Below are 17,333 nucleotides of genomic sequence, written 5' to 3'. Positions count from 1 at the left end.
TGCGTTTACCGGGTCCGGAGCATTGGTTGCGATGGTCTCGATACGTGGCATGCTCGCGGGCTCGCCTGCCACTACTCGACCGGCGGGGGCGATGGGCTCAGCACGAATCGGTACCGACATTCGGCGAACTACTGCCGCGGCACCGGGCCTTCCCAGTCCTTGGGCACGATGAAGATGCCTTCGGCCGTGGCGGTTTCGCCGTCGGCATCGGAGATGGCGCCGCGGACGATCTTCTTGCGGCCCTCCCGTTCGACGATGACGGCCGACACCGTCAGATCGCCCAGGGGAGTGGGGCGGAGGTAGCGGACGGAGATGGTGCCCGTGTAGCACGGCACCTCGTCGGCGCTGCCCGCCTCGCCGAGGACGTGATCGAGGATCATCGCGACGACGCCGCCGTGTGCGCATCCCGGTGGACCCTCATAGGCTGCGCCGAGCCGGAAGTCGGTGGATACCCGACCGTCGGGGGCCCGGTTGGTGCGGATCGGCGGGGCGATCGCGTTGCGCAGGCCGACCACCGCGTTGCCCCACGGCATTCCGACCAGATCCGGGGTGTAGCGAACGCCGTAGGGTCCGTCGATCTGTTTGTGGCGCAGCGTTTCCACCACATCGGTGATGGCTGCGGTGGCGGCGCGTACGGTGTCGTCGTCGGCCTCGGTGCGGATCGTCGCGTCGATCAGTTCGCGGACGACCTCGGCCAGCGGTTCGTAGAGGGCGCGGCGACGTTCGATCTCCGCATCGGAGATGTCCTCCAGGACGAATTCCATGTCACTCCTCGGCAGGGGTGGTCAGTGGTTCGGGTCTGGCGTCCGAGAGGATGTCGTCCCGGTCGTCGGCAAGGGCGAAACCGCGGTCGATCATGGTGTCCGTGGCCGCACGGTAGCGATCGAGGTAGGCGCCGACGTCCGGATAGTGACTGGCCAGCACCGCCTTGTCGGCCGCGAGGGTCGCGCCGAACAGCACACAGATCCGGGAGACATCTCCGCTCACCACACCGGTGAGCACCTGGGTCGGCGCATCGACCGCGGGACTGCGGACCCCGCCGAGCGCGTTACCGACTTCGTCGAGAATGAATCGGGTTGCTCCACCGGTCAATTCGGTGCGCAACGGGTCGGCCGAGGGTGGTGCGGGCCCGTCGACGACCCAGGCGCGCAGATGGCGCAGCGCGGCGCGCAACACGAAGACCTGCTGACCGCGGTTCACCGGGTCGGCACAGCCCAGCATGTACTCGTACTTGCCGATCTGGAACAGGTCGGCATGTGCGGTACCGGCGATCTCCCAGGTGCGCAACAGATCCGAATCCGGTTCGCGTGAGAGGTGGGATTCGAAGTTGGTGAGGACATCGGTCTCGGTCTGCACCACGAACACCGGTCCACCCGGACGGTCGCCCAGGAATGTCGGCTCCGGCCGAAGACGGTGTCGATCTCGACCCCACGATCGATCTCGCCGAGTGGCATGCCGGCCGCGGAGCGGCTGTGCACGAGAAAGCCGTCGTACACACCGTGATCACGCGAGAACAGCGCCGTGTAGGTGGTGAGTGCCATCGCGGACTGCGACTCGCCGACCGCCAGCAGATGCCGGACCGACAATCCGTCCAGCGGATGCCGGCCTCCGGGAGTGCGAAGGGCGCGGCCGATGTCGGCAAAGATGTCGAAACAGTAGGCGTCACCGGGATGATGCAGTCCCGCATAACGATCGGGGTCCCTGCCCGCGAGGCCGTGGGCCGCGGTGTCCGACAGGCCCACCGAATCGGCTCCGCCCTCGATGCCGATGTACTGCGCGGAGACACCGACCCAGGCGTATCCGGAGCGAACCAGTTCGGCTGCCAGGTAGGTGTATTCGGGTGCGGCGTCGTTACCGCTGGAGACGTTGAACCACTCGACGACGACGGTGCCGTTGAAGTCGTCGGCGGATTCGGGGCGCCGTACCAGTATTCGGGTCGCGTAGTCGCGTTCGGGAACCCGGGCGGGAGTGCCGTCCGTCCCGGTCGTCCACCCCGGAACCGTTCCGGCAGCCGCGTATTCGTGTTCGGTGTACTCGTTCGCGGACAGGTCGGGGCCACGGGTGGCGGCCAGGATGGTGTGGCCGCCACCGCCCGTCAGCTCGGTGAACCGGACTGCGGTCATGCGTTTGTCGCGCGGTGCTGCTCGATGACCTTGCCGAACATGAAGTGCAACTTGGTGCCCAGCGGCCAGCCGATGTAGTAGCAGAGGAACAGGGAGATCTCCTCCAACTGCTCGGGGGTCAGTTCGTCGTTGCCCAGGGCGGCGGTGGCCTGGATCTCGGCGACGTCGGTGAGTCCGGCCTGCGCCAGGGCTCCGAGCAGAATCAGCCTGCGGTCCCGGATCGACAGTCCCTCGCGCGACCACACCTCACCGAAGACCTGATCGGCCGTATGGGCGAAGTAGTCGCCCGGGCCGTCGGACATCTCCCAGCCGTAGACTTTCGACATCATGTCCAGTCCCCGGCGACGGGCCTCGCTCGGGCCCGCTCCGGTGGTGTCGTCGCTCATGTCTGCTCTCCTTCGGTGTGCGGCACCCCGAGTCCGGTGGCCAGGTCGCGGAGGGCGATCCGACCGAGCGGCAGATCGACTCCGAGTTTCTCGCCGAGTCCGAGTGCCAGCGAGAGGTCCTTCTCGCCGAGAGTACGTACTCCGGTGAAGACTCCGTACCAGAAATCGTCCGGCTCGATGGGAGCGGCGGTGTCGCGGAGCATGATCGCCCCGGCGCCGCCGGTGATCGCATCGGTGTGCCGGACCACCTTGCCCAGCTTGACGAGGTCGATGCCCGCGGCCTCGGCCAGTCGGGAGGCCTCGGTGGTCGCGGTGAATGCGATGAAGTGGAGGAGATTGCGCGCCAGCTTCATCGCGGTACCCGCTCCGACCGTGTCGCCCGCGTGGATCATCATCTCGGCGGTCAGCGCATACGGCTCCTTGAGTCGCTCGTAGGACTCGCGGTCGCCTCCGACCATGACCGCGAGCCTGCCCTCCTTCGCGCCCATCGCGCCCCCGGAGATGGGTGCGTCCAGCAGTCGTACGTCGCGCTCGGCGCAGACCGAGGCCAGGTCGACCGCCGTTTCCGGGGAGATCGTCGAGTGCACGGCGATGATGGTGCCCGGACGGGCCGTCGACAGCAGCCCGCCGTCGCCGGTGATCACGGTGCGCACCTGGGCGTCGTCGAGCACACAGATGCCGATGATGTCGGCGCGTCCGCCAAGGTCCGAGAGTGAATCGGCCTGCTGCGCACCCTGTTCGACCACTGCCGCGACGGCGTCGGCCGAGAGATCGAAAACGCTCAGTCCGCCCGGCCACGTCGCCAGGGACCCGGCCATCGGTCCGCCGATGTTGCCCAGGCCGACATAGCCCAGATGCGGTGCGCCGTTCTCGGCGGTCACGCCCGGTACACCTGTCCGCCGTCGACGTTGAAGACCTGGCCGGTGATCCAGGTCGCCTCGTCGCTGAGCAGGAACTTGCACATTCCGACGTGATCCTCGGCCTGGCCGAATCGCTTGAGCGGCAAAGCCTTGACCATCTCGGCGACCATCTCCCTGGGGGTGGTGGTGCGGGTGGCCTCGGTGTCGGTCGGTCCGGGAGCGATCGCATTGACGCGGATGTTGTTGCCGCCCAGTTCCGTCGCCAACTGGAAGGTGAGGTTGTTGATGCCCGCCTTGGCGAGTCCGTAGAAACCGCTGTACAGCCAGGCCGCGGTCGACGACTGGTTCACGATGGCGCCGCCCTCGGTCATGTGCGGGTAGACCGCGCGCGTCACGGCAAGGGCGCCATCGAGATTGACGCTCATGAACTTCTTGTAGTAGTCCCACGGGACGGTGATGAGGAAGTCGAGCTTCATGCCGCCGTAGATCGCGGCATTGTTGACCAGGCCGTGAATGGTTCCGTAGCGCTCGACCGTCGCCGCGGCCAGCGCCTGGGCCGACTCCGGATCGGAGACGTCGGTATGCACGTAGAGGCCACCGATGTCGGCGGCGACCTTCTCGCCCGCCTCGTCGTTGAGATCGGCGACGACGACGTTCGCACCCTCGTCGGCGAGGCCACGGGCATACGCTTCGCCGATGCCGCCGGCCGCGCCGGTCACGATCATCGTCTTGCCGTCGAAACGTCCTGAACTCATTGTGTTGCTGTTCCTTTCGGTCGGTGTGGGGCGGTGATCTCGATACGGCCTCGCCTGGCGGCTCGGCCTACTCGATCAGCGGTGGGTGCGGGTGGCTCGGATGGCTGTCGCCATTCGCTGGTCGAGTAGCGCGAGCCGCCAGGCGAGTGCGTATCGAGACCCGGTGGGTGATCTCGATACGGCGCCTCGCTTCGCTCGGGGCCTACTCGATCAGCGGGTGGGCTCATGCGGGCCTCGCCACGGCCTTGGACTCGAGATACTCGGTGAAGCCCGCGACGCCCATCTCGCGCCCGATGCCGGACTGCTTGTAGCCGCCGAACGGCACATCGGCGGAATACCAGATGCCGCCGTTGATGCCCATGGTTCCCGTGCGAACCCCGTTGACCACCTTGTTGATCCGTTCGGGGTCGGTGCCGTAGACCATGCCGGACAGGCCGTAGGGGGAGTCGTTGGCGATGCGGATGGCGTCGTCGTCGCCGTCGTGGGCGAGGATCACGAGGACCGGCCCGAAGATCTCCTCCCGGGCGACGCGCGCCGAGTTGTCCAGGCCGGAGATGAGCGTGGGTTCGACGAAGAATCCCTTGTCCTTGCCCTCGGGCCGGCCGCCGCCGATCTCGATGATGCCGCCCTCGTCCCTGGCCAGCTGGATGTAGGACTCGACGCGGTCGCGCTGCACGGCGGAGATCAGTGGGCCGCAGATGGTTCCGCCGTCGGTGGGATCGCCCGCGGGCAATCCGGCGAGCGCGTCGCGGGTGGCGGTGATCGCCTCGTCCAGCTTCTCGCGCGGGACCACCAGCCGGGTGGTGATGGCGCAGCCCTGTCCGGCGTGGGTGACGACGTTGAACGCGGCCATCGAGCAGGCCGTGGCCAGGTCGGCGTCGTCGAGGACGATGAAGGCCGACTTGCCGCCGAGTTCCAGGAAGACCTTCTTGAGGCTTTCGGCTGCGCCCGCCATCACCTTCTTGCCGGTGGCGGTCGAGCCGGTGAACGAGACGAGGTCGACGCGCGGGTCGGTGGTGAGTTGTTCCCCGAGGGCATGATCGCTGGAGGTGACGATGTTGATGACGCCGGCCGGGAAGTCGGTTTCCTCGGCGATGACCTTGCCGACAAGTGCTGCGGCCCACGGGGTGTCGGGTGCGGGCTTGAGAACCACAGTGCACCCCGCGGCCAGTGCCGGGCCGATCTTGGCGAAGTTGATCTGATGGGGGAAGTTCCACGGCGTGATGGCGCCGACGACCCCGGCGGCCTCGAATCGCACCTCACGAGAGTTGTTGAGGCCCATGGGCTTCGCCTCGCCCAGGTCGGTGGTCCACTTGAAGTTCTCGGCGAGGTCCGCGAAGTATCCGAGGTCGGTGACGGGGCCTTCGAACTGCGGTCCGTGGGTGAGGAAGGAGGGGCAGCCGACCTCGGCGACGGTCAGTTCACGGAATTCGTCGGCATGCGCCAGTAGGGCGTCGCGCAACTGCCGGAGACAGCGTGCGCGCACGGCCGGATCGCGGGACCAGTCGGTGGTGTCGAAGGCGTGGCGCGCGGCCGCGATGGCGGCGTCCATGTCGGCGGCGGTGCCGTCCGCGGCCCGGCCGATGATCTCCTCGGTAGCCGGGTTGACCACGTCGAATGTGCCACCGGAACCGGGTGTGAGCTTGCCGTCGATCAGGAGATCGGACGATGAGGCGGGGCGAAGGGACATTGTCTGGAACTCCATCTGGACAGGTGTCTGGACTCGCGTTCAAAGCTAGTGTAGCCTCGCTCACATGTCCAGTCCCGTTTCGCAGGAATCCACGCGCCGCAGGCTGACGCAACAGCAGGCGGAAACGGTCGGCCGACTCACCGACGCCGCCGTCGACGTCCTCAACGACGAAGGGTTCGACGGGCTCACCGTGCGCACCGTCGCGAAACTCGCCGGGGTCGCACCGGCCACCGCGTACACCTACTTCTCCTCGAAGAGCCACCTCGTCGCGGAGGTGTTCTGGCGGCGGCTCAGTGCCGGTGTCTCCGAACCGGATTCGGCCGCGACACCGGCCGATCGGGTCGCGCAGGTGCTGCGCGAGGTGTCGATGGTGGTGGCGGGTCAGGGGCAGCTCGGCGGCGCCGTCACGATGGCGCTGCTGGGTACCGATCCCGACGTTGAGCATCTGCGGGTGCGCATCGGCGGATTCATCCGCAAACGACTTGCGGAAGCGCTCGAGGTGGACCCGGAAAATCCCGGCCCGCTGGTCGACGCGCTGGAAATGATCTACGCCGGCGGTCTCGTGCACGCCGGGATGGGCCACATGTCCTACGAGCAGACGTCGGACCGTCTGGTCGCAGCCGCACATCTATTGATGGAGAAGTGATGACCGAAGTGACCGCGGGCGGCGCCGCGGGTGTGTCGGGGATGCAAGGTCTCGTTCCCTTCGACCCGTATGCCTATGCCTTCCACGAGGATCCGTATCCGACGTACGCGCGCCTCCGGCAGGAAGCGCCCGTCTACTACAACTCGGACATGGATTTCTGGGCGCTCGCCCGCCACGAGGATGTGCTGGCCGGATTTCGCGACACCCCGCGGTTGTCCAACAGCTGGGGTGTGTCGATGGACCCGTCGTCCTACGGGCCGGACGCCCACAAGTCGATGTCCTTCCTGGCCATGGACGATCCCAAGCACATGCGCATCCGCAAGCTGGTGTCCAAGGGTTTCACTCCGCGTCGGGTGAACGAATTGGCCGGGCGCATCACGGCTCTCACGCATCAGCACTGGAGTGCCTGCCTGGACAAGGGCGAATTCGATTTCATCGCCGACTTCGCCGGACTGCTCCCGATGGATGTGGTCTCCGAGTTGCTCGGTGTGCCGGAAGCGGATCGCACACACCTGCGGCATCAGTCGGATCTGCTGCTGCATCGCGAAGAGGGCGTCCTCGACATCCCCGAGGCGGCGATCTACGCGTATCTCGAACTCCACAAATACTATTCGGCGCTCATCGCGGACCGTCGGAAGAACCCCGGCGACGACCTGGTGTCCGCGCTCATCTCCGCGGAGATCCACGACGACGAGACCGGCGAGAAAACCACGCTCACCGAGGACGAGATCGTCGGCTTCATGGTGCTGATGGTGGTCGCCGGCAACGAGACGACGACGAAACTCCTTGCCAACGCGCTCTACTGGGGATGGCGCAATCCCGACGAGCTGGCCAAGCCGCTCGCCGATCCGGAGGCCGTCCCGGCCTGGACCGAGGAGACCCTGCGTTACGACAACTCGACGCAGATGGTGCTGCGGCGGGTGCTCGCCGACGCCGAATACGGCGACCATGTCATCCCCGAGGGACATCGCGTGTTGTTGCTCGTGGGGTCGGCGAACCGGGACGAAGAGGTCTTCGGCGACGATGCCGGCCGCTACTCGATCGGACGGGACTGCAGCCAGTCGCTGATGAGTTTCGGTATGGGAGCGCACTTCTGCCTCGGCGCGCACCTCGCGCGGCTGGAGTCGAATATCGGTCTGACCGAGGTGATCCGTTCGATCCGCTCGGTGGACATCGACATCGACAAGGCCGTTCGCGTGCATTCGGTCAACGTGCGTGGCTTCGCGGAGCTGCCGGTGAAGGTGCAGGTGCGGTGATGGCCTTCTTCCCGCATCCCGAACGCAGGCCCGTGCTGGTCGCGGGGGCGTCCTCGGGCATCGGCGCCGCGACCGCGGTGATGTTCGCCGCAGCGGGCTATCCCGTCGCATTGGCGGCTCGCCGCGTCGAGAAGCTGCAAGAGCTTTCGGACCGGATCGTCGCGGACGGCGGGGAGGCGATTGCGGTGCCACTCGATGTCACCGACGACGCCTCGGTGATCGACTGTGTGGCGAAGGCGCAGGCTGCGCTCGGCGACCTGGAGATAGCGGTCAATGGAGCCGGTGACCTCGCGGTCGGACTTTCCTACGAGGTCTCGACCGAGCAGTTCGCGTCGCAGGTCGACATCCACCTCGTCGGCGCACACCGGGTCTACCGGGCGGTCGTGCCCGGCATGATCGACCGTGGCCGTGGCGATTTCGTGTTCATCGGCTCCGATGTCGCCATCCGCCCGCGCCCCTGGTCATCGGCGTACGTGGCGGCGAAGTCCGGCATCGACGGTCTCGTCGCCACCGCGCAGCTCGAACTCGAGGGGACAGGTGTACGCGCCAGCGTGATCCGTCCCGGTCAAACGCTGACCGGTATGGGGATGGATCTCGACCAGAAGACCACCGAACTCATGCTGAACGACTGGATCAGACACGGATTGGCCAGGCACGGCAATTTCCTTGGCCCCGAACATATCGCGCAGGCCATCACCGGAATCGTTTCGATGCCGCGTGGCGCGCATATGCGTGTCGTCGAGGTCGAGGCCGAAGGCGCGATCACGCGTGACAAGAAGTCCGAAGGAGAACAGTCATGACCGCCCTCACCAAGCCCCAGCGCGTCTCCGGTGGAGAAGGCGAACACGGTCACCTCGACGAATTGGCCACCGATCCCATCGCCCTGTTCCAGCGGGTGCGCGACGAATGCGGCGACGTCGGCCAGTTCCAGCTCGCCGACCGCGAGGTGGTGCTTGTCTCGGGCGCCGCGGCCAACGAGGAGTTCTTCCGGGCGCCCGACGAGGTGCTCGACCAGGCCGCCGCATACCCGTTCATGACACCGGTTTTCGGTGAGGGCGTGGTATTCGACACCAGCCCCGAACGCCGCTCGGAGATGCTGCACAACCAGGCGCTCAAGGGCGCCCACATGAAGCAGCACGCGATCACCATCCCGCTCGAGGTGGAGCGGATGATCGCGGACTGGGGCGACGAGGGCGAGATCGATCTGCTCGAGTTCTTCGGCGAGCTGACGCTGTACACCTCGTCGTCGTGCCTGATCGGGCGGAAGTTCCGGGAGGAGCTGTCCAAACACATCTCCGAGCTCTATCACGACCTGGAGAAGGGCACCGATCCGCTCGCGTACGTCGACTATCACGCCGACATCGAGAGCTTCCGCCGTCGCGATGCCGCGCGCGCCGAACTCGTCGAGTTCATGGCGGGCGTGATGGCGAAGTACGAGGCGAATCCGCCCGCCGACAAGGAGGATCGGGATCTTCTGGATGTGCTCGTCTCGTTGAAGAACGAGGACGGCACGCCGATGTTCAGCCCGGACACGGTGACCGGCATCTTCATCTCGATGATGTTCGCCGGCCACCACACCACCCAGGGCACCGCCGCGTGGACGCTGCTGGAGCTGCTGCGTAACCCGCGGTACATGGCGCAGGTCGTCGCCGAACTCGACGACATCTATGCCGATAAAGGTGAGGGCAAGCCGGAGTACAGCTTTGCCGCGATGCGGCAGATCCCCAAGCTGGAGGCTTCTCTCAAGGAAGCACTGCGACTGCATCCGCCGCTCATCATCCTGATGCGTGTGGTGCAGGAGGACATCCACGTCGAGGGCTTCGAGGTGACGGCCGGTCAGTCGATCGCGGTGTCGCCCGCTGTCTCCAATCGCCTGCCCGAGGACTTCCCCAATCCGGACGCCTTCGACCCGGACCGGTACATCGAGCCGCGTCAGGAGGATCTGGCGAATCGGTGGACCTGGATTCCGTTCGGCGCCGGCCGGCACCGTTGCGTGGGAGCACAATTCGCCATCATGCAGTTGAAGGCGATCTTCTCGGTGCTACTGCAGAACTACGAGTTCGAGTTGGCGCAGCCGCCGGAGTCGTACCACAACGATCATTCGAAGATGGTCGTGCAGCTGGCGCAGCCCTGCCGCGTGCGGTACCGCCGGCGGGTTCCGCAGGGGAGTTGAGCATGCGTATCGAGGTCGACCTGGATCTCTGCCAGGGACACGGGATGTGCGAGATGGAAGCCCCCGAGGTCTTCGAGGCGCAACGCGATCACGTGACCGTGCGCAACGAGAATCCCGACGAATCGTTGCGGCCCGAAGTCGAAGCGGCCGTGCGGTATTGCCCCACGCAGGCACTCAAGATCATCAACGACTGACCGGAATCACGACAAGGCGGAAACACCATGGCATTTGAACGCTCAGAGCTCGAAGAGATGAAGCAGCGCTGGCTGGATGCGAACATCGAGTGTGAGAAGGCGGGCGACTGGAAGCCGCTCGCCGAGTTCTACACCGAGGACGCCACCTACGGCTGGAATTACGGACCGGACAAGGACTTCATGGCGGTGGGCCGCGCCGAGATCCGCGACATCGCACTCGGCCAGGAGATGGAAGGACTCGAGGGGTGGGAGTACCCCTACCAGGCGTGGGTCATCGACGATCGGACCGGCGACATGATCGGGCTGTGGAAGCAGATCTATGACGGTACCCGCGACGACGGCTCGCATTATGCGCTCGAAGGTATTCAGGGATCGTGGTTCAAGTATGCGGGCAACTTCCAATTCTCGTGGCAGCGCGACTTCTTCGACTACGGCAATGTGTCGGCGTTGTTCATCGAGATGCTGAAGAACAATGCGATGAGCGGTGGCATGCTCAAGCGCATCGAGAAGGCCACCGGCGACCAGCCCGGCTGGTATCCGTTCGGCACAGCGCCCGTCCCCTTCTGGTGATCGGCCGATGACTCACCCAGCCTCGGCCTACCACGGCCTGAGTCAATCGCAGCTCGCCACCCTGGTGCCCGAACTCCTGCTGACCGGTCAGCTGATCGACCGCAGTGGGATGGCGCACCTGATCAGCGCCTTCGGCCGAGACGTCATGGGGCGCATCGCCATCGAGGAATGGATGGCGGCCAGCCCCGTCTACACCCATCGCATGCGCACCGCGCTGGGCATTGACGGCGACGGTGTGGTCGACATGTTCAAATGCCTGCAGCTCGACATCGGCGCCCCGCCGCAGTTCATGGATTTCCGGTATCGGGTGGACGACGAGTATCACGGGTCGTTCCAACTCGCTCATTGCGGCGCGCTGATGGATGTCGAACCGATGGGCGACGATTACGTCACCACGATGTGCCACGACATCGAGGATCCGACCTTCGACGCCACCGCGATCGCCACCAATCGGCGGGCGCGGATCCGTCCGGTGCACCGGCCGCCACGGATGCCGGTCGATCGCCGGCCGCACTGCGAGTGGACCGTCACCATCGAGCCCGATCGTGACAAACTTCCGTTGCCGGAGGATGCCCAGCAGATGTTCGCCACGCGTGCCGGGACCATCGAGTTGTCGCCGATCGATGCCACCGCGACGGATGGTCTCGTCGACTACCGGGGACCGCTTGTCGCCGACCTCCAGTTCCGGGAGTGGTCGCACTCCGCTCTCGTACGGATAGCAGAAGAGATTGCGCTGCAACATCAATTGCTGGCTCTCGGCTTCCTGTGGTCGGTCCGGCGCGTCGCCGAGGATGAGGAGCGGGCGAGGGAGATCTATCTCAAGCAGCTCACCGGGATCGCCGGCATCGCGGCCGAACGTGTCCGCGCCGCACTGGATCTGGCGGCTGACGCGGACGGCCTGGCGCGGGTGATCGAATTGCTCCCGGTCCTCGGTCCGACCCAATACACCGGGGTGACGGCGACAGTCCTGGACGGCGATGTGGTGGTGCGGGTTCCGGCGTCGTCGGATGCGATGACCGACGGTGGCTGGATCACGTTGCTGTCGGAGGGGCACAGCGATCCGCTGCAGGCCGTGGCCACCGCGGTCGACCCCTATCTGACCGCCGGCGCCGCCACCCGCGGCGACGACGCCACCGAGTTCGTCATCTCACGGGGAGAACAGGCGCACAAGGAATCCGGCGAGGTGGCGATCACGCGGTTCAGTTCCGGATCGAGTTTCGAATTCACCGATCGCGGACGGTCCATCCCCATCCTGCCGGTCGGGAGCGCAGGCTGATGCCCGCGGCCGCCCCGTCGTCGGGGGCGGGGCGAATCGGCCGTGTGGCAGTGGTCGCCGGTGGCACTCGGGGAATCGGGCTCGCGGTGACGAAGGCGCTGACCCTTCGCGGGGCGTCGGTCATCGTCAACGGCCGCGATTCCGAAGCTCTGTCCGCCGTAGCCGACGAGATCCGCGCCGGCGGTGGAGAAGTCATACCGGTGGCCGGCTCGGCGGGCGAGGACGGCGTCGCCGATCGTCTGGTGTCGACGGCACTGAGTGAGTACGGCGCTCTCGACATCGCGATCAACTGTGCGGGGATCGCCGAGCCACCGGGCTCGACGATCCTGTCCATTTCGCCTGCCGAGTTCCGCGAACAGATCGACGCGCACCTGATGAGCGCCTTCTATCTGACCCGGGCCGCCGGGCGGGTCTTCGCCGACCAGCGATCCGGCAGCATCGTCCTCACCGGTTCCGCGGCGTCGCTCGGAATGTTCGGTGGCAGTGGCTATCCCGCCGCCAAGGGCGGCGTCAACGCGTTGACACTCGCGGCGGCCGCCGATCTCAGACAGTACGGGGTCCGCGTCAACGCGATCATGCCGGGCGCGTTGTCCCGTCTGTCGTCAGGGCCCGACTATGTCCAGCACATCGAATCATTGCGCAGGCGCGGCATTCTCGACGATGCGACCGCGGACATCGCGCTCGACCCCGCACCACCCGAGTACGTCGCCGTACTCTACGCATTCCTTGCCGGTGATGCCGCCGCCGGCATCACGGGGGAGATCTTCACGGCCTCAGGCGGTTTCATCGGGCGCTACGACGCGCACCAGCCGACCTTCGTCGCGTACCGCGATCATGCCGACTCCGACCCGTACTCGATGGGTGAGCTGACCGAGTTGCTGGCGTAGGTGCGGGGTCTCGATACGCGGCGGACTCGCTGCGCTCGTGCGCCGCTACTCGACCAGCGGATGGCGTTCGTGCGTCGCTACTCGACCGGCGCGGAACCTCCGCTGATCGAGTAGCCCGAGGCGCCAGCCGAGGGCGTATCGAGATCACCGCCGGCCGAACTCGTTGCGCCACCGTCGATACGCTTCCCGCATGCACACCCCGCACGGTCGATAGCCCGCCGCGACGGCGGTGGCCTCGTCCGCGAAGAACACGCGTTGATCGACGTATCCGCCGCGGACGATGGCGCGGAGGGCCGACGGGCAGTCGAGGCGTCCGTAGATCCGGCCGCGACGGTGACCACCGAAGGTCCCCGGACGATCCGAGCTGTAGTCGACGCCGTCCCGATCGAGCAGTGTGTACCGGCCTGCATCACGCGGCATCGTGGAAGACCAATCCGAGGGTGTGGCGCTCACCGGAGCGCAGCGTCGAAACACCATGTCGCACCGGCGACGCCGACCAGCCGCGGGTGGATCGGACCGGGCGTTCGCTGGTGGTGAACACATAGCCGTGGCCGTGGGGAATGGTGAACGACGATCCGCGGGATTGGGCGCGCGGGCGCTGTTCGACGAGGAGGAATTCGCCGCCGGTGTGATCGACCCCGGGCTCGTTGAGGTTGATCACCACCTGCAGCGGGAACACCAGATCGCCGTAGAGATCGCGGTGTAACGCATTCCAGTCGCCGGGCCCGTACCTGAGCAGGATCGCCGTCGACTTGCGTTGTCCCGCCGCATGACACATGGCCAGCCATTCGTCGAGGGTGTCCGGCCACGGCGGATCGCGGCGCAGTCGCGTCCACCAATCGCGCGCTATGGGCAGCAGTTTCGGGTACAGCGCCTGCTTCAGCTCGTCAATCGGCTCCGGAAAGGGGCGGTCGAAATAGCGATACTGTCCCTGCCCGAAACGGTAGCGCGCCATGTCGACCGTGGTCCGGAAGTGTGCCGGCTCGTCGTAGAGGCTGCGGAGTCGCTCGCAGTCCTCCGGCATGAGCAGCCGGGGGAGGAGCGCACCACCGAAGTCATCGACCTCACCGCTGATCGACGGCCAGTCGGCGGCGTCGACGCGCGCGGCCCACGTGCCGTCGGTGCTCATGCCGCCCGCTCCAGGTCGAGCAGCCTCGTCTTGGCCTCGAGGCCACCGATGTAGCCGCCGGGGCTGCCGTCACTGCGCAGCACCCGATGGCAGGGAACGACGACGGGCAGGGGATTGGTGGCGCAGGCGGTGCCGACCGCTCGCACCGCCTTAGGATTGCCGACCGACTCGGCCACCTCCTTGTACGTCATGGTTCGCCCATATCCGATGTGCGGCAGGTAATCCTGGACCGCGCGCCGGAAACCGGAGGACAGTCGGTGATCGAGAGGAAGGTCGAAGCCCTGCCGCGATCCGGCGAAGTACTCGTCGATCTGGCGTGCGGCAGCGTCGAGGCGGGCGGGCGCCGCCAGGATGCGGGGACTGATCTTTGCCGCCAGGGTCTCGAGGACGTTATCGAATTCCTCACGGGCGTAGGCGACTCGGACGAGTCCCTGTTCGGTGGCGGCGATCAGCAGCGTCCCGACCGGCGTGTCGACGGTGCGATAGGCGATGTCGAGTGTTCCGGCCTGTGCCGCTTCGCTTTCCAGTCGTGCGTGCAGTGCGGTGAGGGCTGCGGGATCGACGGTGAACGCGTCGGCGGGGAGTGTCTCGGGGGTGGGCCGTTCGGTGGTCATCGGAATGCTCCTTCCGGGGAATCGCTGTGGATGCGGCGCAGTGTCTTGAGGCCGTCGGCGGCGGCGCGGCGTACGGCGGCCGGGGTGCTGTCGGTCAGTTCGGCGGTTTCGGCGTGGGCGAGGCCGCCGAGGTAGTGATAGGCGATGGCCTCTCGCTGGCGTGCCGGTAACGCTGCGACCGTGTGCCAGATATCGGTGTCGGCGATCGCGGGATCGGTGTCGGCCTCGGTCACGTCCTCGACGGTCTCCACGGGGATCGCGTGCCGCGCTCGATGGCGCGTGACGTCGATCGCCTTGCGATGCGCCACCCGCACCAGCCACGCCTCGACGTTGGTGCCGGTGTCCAGGTCGTCCCAGGTACGCAGCGCCGCGAGGAACGTCTCCGACCACGCGTCCTCGGCGTCGGGACCTGCACCGAGGACCGCCCGGCAGACGCGCAGGATCGTCGCGCCGTGCCGTTCGACGATGCGCTCGAAGGGTTCGCGTGCCGCGGGTTCACCGGCCATCAGTCGACAGCTCGCTTGCGTGCCGTCGTCATCATCGTGTGTCTCCTCTGCTCGTATTGTCACAGAGAAGACGCACGGGAGCACCGAAGTGTGAGGTCGGCTTGCGGGCCCGTCGACCCGCGAAGATTACCGGTGCCCAGGACCGGTCTGCGACGTTCTGGACGCGCGATGACCCGCCACCGTTCTGCGCTACGTACTGCCGGCGGTCGAGTTCCGCGACCGGCGACGATTCACCCAGAAGCGCGCGCCGGCGGCAATGGCGTCGGTGACGGGTGTGGGATGCCAGCCGAGGTCGCGTTCGGCCTTGCGATGATCCATCGGCGACATGATGTGCATCAACCGGACCGAGGTGAAGGTCAACTGGCGTGACTTCCCGGTCAGCGTCGCCAGCACCGAGCCGATAGCGCCCACCACGTAGAGCGACGGCCGGTGCAGAACGAGACGCGGCGTACGCCGGCCGCCGGTGCGAGCGGCGATATCGATGATCTCGCCCAGGTCGATGAAGCGCTCCGACACGATGTACCGCTCACCAGGCCTGCCGCGGTCGGCGGCGAGAATCAGCGCGCGGGCAGCGTCCTCGATGCCGACACACTCGGCGCGGCACCCACGAACCGTGAACGGCAACTTGCCCAACGCGGCACCGGCGACGAACGCGCCGTGCGGGGTGGGTTGCCAATCGTTGGCGCCGTAGGTGTTCGCCACACACATCGCGACGGCGGGAAGGTCCCGGTCGCGGGCATACTCCAGGACGAGATCTTCCGCGGCAACACGCGATTTCACGTACTCCGGTGCTTTGTCGGCCCAGTTGAACGCATCGTCCTCGGTGGCACTGCGGCCACGCACCCGGCCGATCGTCGCGAGGCTGCTGGTGAAGACGAACCTGGTGAGCCCGGCGCTCACGGCAACGTCCAGGACGCCGCGCAGCAACTCCACGTTGGTCCGGTAGAGCGGTGCCGGATCCCGCAGCCACGCACGAGTGTCGACCGCGCAGTAGAACACTACGTCGCGACCGGCCATCGCGGCGGCCACGACCTCCGTGTCCGTCAGCTCACCGACGATCCGGTCCACCCCGAGGTCATCGATGGCGCGGGTGTCGCTGCTCTCCCGCACCAGGATTCGGACGTCGTGCCCGTCGGCGACCAACTGCCGGACCACATGCGAACCGAGGAATCCCGACGCACCGATCACCAGTGCCCGCATCGATGTCATGTCAGTACCTCCGGACACAGATCGGCCACCGCGGCGGCCGTACGATCGAGCATCGTCGTGAACATCAGGTCTCCACGGTCGGTGGGCATGGCGGCGGCGCAACCGAACACGATGATCATCGGCGCCTGGATCAGAGAATCGATGTAGTCACGCCAGCAGTCGTCGAACGAGTACCCCGTCACGCCCTGGTCGACCAGTGCATCCAGGTAGGCGCCGACGATCGCTCGTTCGTCGCGGCGACGATCCTCCGTCGACACACTGGTGGCGAGCAGAAATGCGATGTCGCGCATCGGATGTCCCGGGGTGATGGTCTGCCAGTCGATGACCGTCACCGTCCCGTCCGGCGCGAACAACACGTTGTCGATGCGGAGGTCGCCGTGGATGAGGGCGACATGCGACGGCGGAGTCTCCAGCCATGTCCCGGATGTTCGTTCCATCCACCGGATCGTCGCTGCCGCGGGACCGGACAGATCGAATCGCGACCGGAAGGCGTCGGCCATCGGTCCGGCGACCGAATCCATGAGCACCCGATCGTGATGGGTGGGCAACGCCATGCCCGGCACATCCAGCAGGGACGGGTCGTCCCAGCGTGGCCCGTGCAGTCCGGCAGCGGCGACGGCCACCGCCCGCGCCTGCTCCGGGGTGCATCCCGCGATCTGATCGCCCTGCACGGCCGGCGCCAGATCATCCAGTAGGAGAACGAATTCGGTGTGGTCGCCGGAGATCGCGGAGGCATGGCAGCGCGGCACCGGCACTCCCAGACCGGCGGCCAGCTGCTGATAGAACAGCACCTCGTTGCGGAACACCCCGGCGGCGAATTCGCGTTGCGCCTGCTCGCCGACGGCCAGTTTCGCGACCATGGTCGACGGCAGGCGGGTGGTGCCGGAGTAGTCGAGGTGCAACCGGAACGATCCGGCCATCTGACCCGACCCGACGGACTCGTACTCGACGGAGGTGACCTCGACGTCGTGTCCCGCATTCCCGAGAAGTGCGGTCACAAAGGCGGGGGTGAGCCCCGCGGGGTCGGTGGGGAGTGTGGATGTGGTCATCAGGACCTCT

19 protein-coding genes and 1 pseudogene are annotated in these 17,333 nt (G+C 66.7%); 8 read left to right on the top strand and 12 right to left on the bottom strand.

Annotated features, from left to right (window positions below; genetic code table 11):
- Positions 1-128: 128 nt before the first annotated feature.
- From AC4JJG_RS17700 to AC4JJG_RS17675, 6 genes and pseudogenes are all read right to left on the bottom strand, one after another.
- A complete protein-coding gene (locus AC4JJG_RS17700; RefSeq protein WP_495401781.1) occupies positions 129-764 on the bottom strand; it encodes a PaaI family thioesterase in 636 nt (211 codons plus the stop codon).
- 1 nt (position 765) lies between these two features.
- Positions 766-2,123, bottom strand: a pseudogene (locus AC4JJG_RS17695) (alpha/beta hydrolase domain-containing protein).
- Positions 2,120-2,509 carry a carboxymuconolactone decarboxylase family protein gene (locus AC4JJG_RS17690; RefSeq protein ID WP_495401780.1) on the bottom strand — a complete coding sequence of 130 codons (390 nt, stop codon included), beginning with the start codon at positions 2,507-2,509 and terminating at the stop codon, positions 2,120-2,122. The pseudogene AC4JJG_RS17695 and the gene AC4JJG_RS17690 overlap by 4 nt, the downstream one beginning before the upstream one ends.
- On the bottom strand, positions 2,506-3,390 hold the full coding sequence (locus tag AC4JJG_RS17685) for an NAD(P)-dependent oxidoreductase (protein WP_495401779.1): 885 nt from the start codon (positions 3,388-3,390) through the stop codon (positions 2,506-2,508). The genes AC4JJG_RS17690 and AC4JJG_RS17685 overlap by 4 nt, the downstream gene beginning before the upstream one ends.
- Positions 3,387-4,124, bottom strand: a complete 738-nt coding sequence (locus AC4JJG_RS17680; protein ID WP_495401778.1) for an SDR family oxidoreductase — start codon at positions 4,122-4,124, stop codon at positions 3,387-3,389. The genes AC4JJG_RS17685 and AC4JJG_RS17680 overlap by 4 nt, the downstream gene beginning before the upstream one ends.
- A gap of 223 nt (positions 4,125-4,347) precedes the next feature.
- On the bottom strand, positions 4,348-5,814 hold the full coding sequence (locus AC4JJG_RS17675) for an aldehyde dehydrogenase (RefSeq protein WP_495401777.1): 1,467 nt from the start codon (positions 5,812-5,814) through the stop codon (positions 4,348-4,350).
- Between the two features lie 64 nt (positions 5,815-5,878).
- Between AC4JJG_RS17675 and AC4JJG_RS17670 the strand changes: the two genes are divergently transcribed.
- From AC4JJG_RS17670 to AC4JJG_RS17635, 8 genes are read left to right on the top strand one after another with little or no spacing between them, the layout of a single operon-like run.
- Positions 5,879-6,460, top strand: coding sequence for a TetR/AcrR family transcriptional regulator (locus tag AC4JJG_RS17670; protein ID WP_495401776.1), 582 nt, complete (start codon positions 5,879-5,881; stop codon positions 6,458-6,460).
- Positions 6,460-7,716: a cytochrome P450 gene (locus AC4JJG_RS17665; RefSeq protein WP_495401775.1), complete on the top strand. Its 1,257-nt coding sequence runs from the start codon at positions 6,460-6,462 to the stop codon at positions 7,714-7,716. Before AC4JJG_RS17670 ends, AC4JJG_RS17665 begins: the two co-directional genes overlap by 1 nt.
- Positions 7,716-8,516, top strand: a complete 801-nt coding sequence (locus AC4JJG_RS17660; RefSeq protein WP_495401774.1) for an SDR family oxidoreductase — start codon at positions 7,716-7,718, stop codon at positions 8,514-8,516. Before AC4JJG_RS17665 ends, AC4JJG_RS17660 begins: the two co-directional genes overlap by 1 nt.
- The gene (locus AC4JJG_RS17655) at positions 8,513-9,889 is read left to right on the top strand and encodes a cytochrome P450 (protein ID WP_495401773.1); all 1,377 of its coding nucleotides are present in this window, start codon (positions 8,513-8,515) and stop codon (positions 9,887-9,889) included. Before AC4JJG_RS17660 ends, AC4JJG_RS17655 begins: the two co-directional genes overlap by 4 nt.
- 2 nt (positions 9,890-9,891) lie before the next feature.
- Positions 9,892-10,083: a ferredoxin gene (locus AC4JJG_RS17650; protein ID WP_495401772.1), complete on the top strand. Its 192-nt coding sequence runs from the start codon at positions 9,892-9,894 to the stop codon at positions 10,081-10,083.
- 27 nt (positions 10,084-10,110) lie between these two features.
- Positions 10,111-10,653: a nuclear transport factor 2 family protein gene (locus AC4JJG_RS17645; protein WP_495401771.1), complete on the top strand. Its 543-nt coding sequence runs from the start codon at positions 10,111-10,113 to the stop codon at positions 10,651-10,653.
- Positions 10,654-10,660: 7 nt separating this feature from the next.
- On the top strand, positions 10,661-11,929 hold the full coding sequence (locus AC4JJG_RS17640; protein ID WP_495401770.1) for a hypothetical protein: 1,269 nt from the start codon (positions 10,661-10,663) through the stop codon (positions 11,927-11,929).
- Positions 11,929-12,816 carry an SDR family NAD(P)-dependent oxidoreductase gene (locus AC4JJG_RS17635; protein ID WP_495401769.1) on the top strand — a complete coding sequence of 296 codons (888 nt, stop codon included), beginning with the start codon at positions 11,929-11,931 and terminating at the stop codon, positions 12,814-12,816. The genes AC4JJG_RS17640 and AC4JJG_RS17635 overlap by 1 nt, the downstream gene beginning before the upstream one ends.
- A 144-nt stretch (positions 12,817-12,960) precedes the next feature.
- On the opposite strand, the gene AC4JJG_RS17630 is transcribed toward AC4JJG_RS17635, so the two are convergent.
- The 6 genes from AC4JJG_RS17630 to AC4JJG_RS17605 all read right to left on the bottom strand — a co-directional run bounded on the left by AC4JJG_RS17630 (position 12,961) and on the right by AC4JJG_RS17605 (position 17,323).
- Positions 12,961-13,236 carry an Ada metal-binding domain-containing protein gene (locus AC4JJG_RS17630; protein ID WP_495401768.1) on the bottom strand — a complete coding sequence of 92 codons (276 nt, stop codon included), beginning with the start codon at positions 13,234-13,236 and terminating at the stop codon, positions 12,961-12,963.
- Entirely contained in the window at positions 13,226-13,945 is a 720-nt protein-coding gene (locus tag AC4JJG_RS17625; protein ID WP_495401767.1) for a 2OG-Fe(II) oxygenase, read from the bottom strand. The genes AC4JJG_RS17630 and AC4JJG_RS17625 overlap by 11 nt, the downstream gene beginning before the upstream one ends.
- Positions 13,942-14,559 (bottom strand): methylated-DNA--[protein]-cysteine S-methyltransferase, encoded by a 618-nt coding sequence (locus tag AC4JJG_RS17620; RefSeq protein WP_495401766.1) that lies wholly within the window; start codon positions 14,557-14,559, stop codon positions 13,942-13,944. Before AC4JJG_RS17620 ends, AC4JJG_RS17625 begins: the two co-directional genes overlap by 4 nt.
- Positions 14,556-15,065: an RNA polymerase sigma factor gene (locus AC4JJG_RS17615; RefSeq protein ID WP_495401765.1), complete on the bottom strand. Its 510-nt coding sequence runs from the start codon at positions 15,063-15,065 to the stop codon at positions 14,556-14,558. The genes AC4JJG_RS17620 and AC4JJG_RS17615 overlap by 4 nt, the downstream gene beginning before the upstream one ends.
- A 189-nt stretch (positions 15,066-15,254) precedes the next feature.
- Entirely contained in the window at positions 15,255-16,265 is a 1,011-nt protein-coding gene (locus AC4JJG_RS17610) for an NAD-dependent epimerase/dehydratase family protein (protein WP_495401855.1), read from the bottom strand.
- A gap of 5 nt (positions 16,266-16,270) precedes the next feature.
- Positions 16,271-17,323 carry a phosphotransferase family protein gene (locus AC4JJG_RS17605; protein ID WP_495401764.1) on the bottom strand — a complete coding sequence of 351 codons (1,053 nt, stop codon included), beginning with the start codon at positions 17,321-17,323 and terminating at the stop codon, positions 16,271-16,273.
- Between the last annotated feature and the right edge of the window lie 10 nt (positions 17,324-17,333).

The organism is Gordonia sp. B8661-1 (assembly GCF_059427765.1).
The sequence above is the reverse complement of the archived record's forward strand: the minus strand, read 5'-3'. Positions and strand labels throughout refer to the sequence as shown.